Source organism: Methyloglobulus sp. (genome assembly GCF_046714055.1).
GTDB lineage: Bacteria > Pseudomonadota > Gammaproteobacteria > Methylococcales > Methylomonadaceae > Methyloglobulus.
Window position 1 is genome coordinate 1 of record NZ_JBKKBJ010000212.1, and the last position, 3,330, is coordinate 3,330.

General features: G+C 44.6%; 2 protein-coding genes. Both read left to right on the forward strand.

Translation table 11 applies throughout. From position 1 onward, the window contains the following. On the forward strand, positions 1-1,238 hold a 1,238-nt coding region (locus ACLQ6D_RS12875; RefSeq protein WP_411727712.1), incomplete at its 5' end, for a hypothetical protein. Positions 1,239-1,290: 52 nt separating this feature from the next. Further along, positions 1,291-3,033, forward strand: a complete 1,743-nt coding sequence (locus ACLQ6D_RS12880; RefSeq protein ID WP_411727714.1) for a hypothetical protein — start codon at positions 1,291-1,293, stop codon at positions 3,031-3,033. Positions 3,034-3,330 lie beyond the last annotated feature (297 nt).

The following is a 3,330-nucleotide window of genomic DNA, read 5'->3' on the forward strand; positions in this document are numbered from 1 at the left end:
GTATGGGCCACAATTACTACTACCGCTGGCGTTATGCGAATACCATCAGAACTGTCTGGAATAATAACGGGAATCCCAATGTGCGTCCAATATTAACCCCGTTAAAGGCAGAGTTAACCGCCAATGAAAATAATCCAAAACCTGACCAACTTAACGCAACGCGATTACTGTTTGGCTACACTTCGGATAGAGTAACCGATCCACTTAAACAAAATGGGTCATCAAATATCGGTATCGGTGATTTTCAACAGCTAGCTGGGCGTATCCACATCAACAGTGCCGTTGAAGTTTTAAAGGATGGGGCAACCGATAATAGCCGTTTTTTAACCGGCGACCAAGCGTTGGCCTTAAAACCATTAGGCCAACCCAGGCCAAGCGCGGTGGAACATTATTTAACGCAACCCAAACCTGAAAACTTGAGTACCCCTTTTGTTTCTGCCAGATTAAAAGCAGACCGCAAAGACGGCGGCCAAATGCTGACCTATGGCGATTTGCCTGGACGGGATACCCCCTCAACATTGGCAGGCCGCAAGTTTTACCTGCACCAGCCCAAGGCCGAGACAGACGATTCCTGCTATAGAGCTACTACAGACGAACACATCAACGGCAATCTAGCCATGCTTGCCCGTTTTGTCTCCAAGCCAACAACGGATTTTCGCTTTACGCTCCGGTTTAAGGATTTACGGCCTTGGGAATTAGGGGCGTTGTTGGTCACGCTGGAACCAGAAAAATACTTAAAAGCAACATTGATAAAGCTGAAGGATGCCAAGCCGGAAGCCAACTACCATAAGGAACTAAACAACATCATTGCAAAATTGCCTGATACCGACAAAACCGTAGTTGAAAAAAAACCGCCCCTGTTCGCCCACAAACTCGGCCACGCCCGACCTTTAGGCTTTGGCAGCGTCCAGTTGAAATGCGATGCCATTCAGTTACTGACGGCGAATGCCGCCGACAAACTTCCCGTGTTAAATGCGTATAAAGATAGCGACAAGGCCATAACTGCCTTAGCGGAAAAGCTGGCTGGGCAGTTAACCTCAGTAGATCACCTGGAACAATGGTGCGCTGTCCACCAATATGCAGGCCGGACACGCTCGGAATACCCCAATGTAAAAGGCAATATTTTCGCGCACCATTCCGCCATCCGTACGGACCATATCAAAAATCGGCGATTACCAGAAACAAACAGCCAACTTTCTGGTAAGCTGTTAAAGCCATTAGACTTTAACCCAAGCTAAAATCCTTAGCACGAGCCACATCCAACAATAAACTTTCTTCGAGAATTAAACTATGCCACAAGAACTCGTTCTTTTCGTCTCCGCAGGCCGGACTGACTTAAAACCAGCAATAATGGTTGAGGGTAAATACCATCCCGTTGAAGTGAACAAGGAAAGCACCCGTTTATTCCATCAATGGCTGCTGGATTATGATGGCAAATACATTATCAAACATATCAAGGTAGACGACATTTACAAATTAGTACCGGGGTTGAAAGTCGTCAAAAACATTGACATCGTGCATGACGAACAAGGCAATTTATTAGCCATGCCTAAAAATGATACCCGTAACAAAGAGAACGTTGTCGAAACCGATGAAAATGAAGGTTCCTCCACCAAGCCTAAAGCCAACGAGATAATAAAAGTTGAGCTGGCTAAAGACGAAGAAGGTAAGATTATTGTCATCCCGGTCAAACTGAGCCGGATAATGGCGAAGTATAAAAAAAAGCAGGAAGAAAACGCCTGCAAAATAATCGCCTCAGTCGTTTTCAATACCCACAGAAACAATAAAACTAAATTTACAGAAGAAGAACCGTTTGCTTGCGGACCGCTTTTAGCAAAATGGATCGCAGGACAGTTAAATTTAACATTTGATGAACAACAGCAACCTGACATAAACCGTTCGTCATGGGTTAATTTGCTGAAAAATGATGAAATCATGGAAAAAACGCCCGATGCGATCAATAGGCTTTGCAAAACCTTAAAAGATTTCAGCGACAAAAACCCACAATGCCACGCGGCGCTGTGCGGCATTGGCGGCATTCCCGGCACTAAAATCTTGATGCGCGACAGCGCTTATTTTTATTTTGCCGGACGCTGCGAAATAGCCGAAGTTTCAGAAAATTACGACGACCATACACCGATTATCAATTCTATTAACCTCGGTATCATCACGCCCGAACAAAGCTTTGACTTGCGTGCCAGCGTTGCAAAATTGATTGCGGTTGGCGACTTTTTAGGAGCGGAAGCTTCGGTTAGGCATGTTGAGCATAAACAACATAAAGACTGGATAATTCCGATCCGCAAGGTGGCCAATTTATTCCGGGGATTTGATGTCAATACCAGAGACATTAAAAACGTTGACCTCGCTGAAGTAATCGGGAAGATCAATAACTGCAAAAAACGCTGTATCTTACCCGCCCTACGGGCAGAGTCCGCCGTGCGATCCAGTGCGTGGACCGAAGCCATGCATTGGACAAACACATTTTTCGACAATGTTTTGCTTGATGCGTATGAAAACCAATTGAACACCTGGGGTGGAGACTATGACGCCGTTATTCTTGATCGCGATGTGGTTTACACAAAAAAACAAGGCATAACGACCAACATAAAACCGAACATCCCGAAAGATTTATTTACCAAAGGCAAGGATAAGCCCATGGCACCCTTGACAAAAATATCCCCCATTAAGTACAAATTATTTTCAGCTAAAGAGTATGATGATATTTGGTTGAGCCTGATTAACTCTAACGACCACCTCATTGACTATAAAACTGCCATCAGGGGGAGTCTGCCGTCGCCCGCCGAATACCGCAACTTGATGACCCATAACCGGTTAGCTGACCAACAAATGATGGCGGCCAAGCAACTTTACATTGACAGAAAGCTTTGGGGAAACCAAAACGGTTCAATGACTTTCCTCGCTCAACCCTTGACCCAAAATGTATTAACATTCCTTGGCGTAAGCGAGATTCCTGGTTGGTATAACGGCTTAGTCAACGGCTTGTTGGCCATCATGCGCGAGCATAAATTTTGATTGCCTTTCCATGCCAAAATGGCAATTTTTCAAAATTCATTCAGAACCCCTGTGGATAACTCAGGAAAATTAAAAAAACGCAGGGGGGTTCTGAATTTTAGGGTTGTTTGCTATAATACTTTCAATGCCTTGCAAAGGGCAGACCTGCATAAGGAATCCCAATCGGTTGGGCTTGAAACAATCGTAATCACTTGTAGAACAATTCCTTTTAACCTGCATAAGGAATCCCAATCGGTTGGGCTTGAAACAAAAGTTATTAAAACGTCAAAAAACATTCCTGCATAAGGAATCCCAATC

Bases quoted from the DNA above. Each gene is read 5' to 3' on its own strand.
- ACLQ6D_RS12880 (WP_411727714.1), top strand. From the start codon at position 1,291: ATGCCACAAGAACTCGTTCTTTTCGTCTCCGCAGGCCGGACTGACTTA.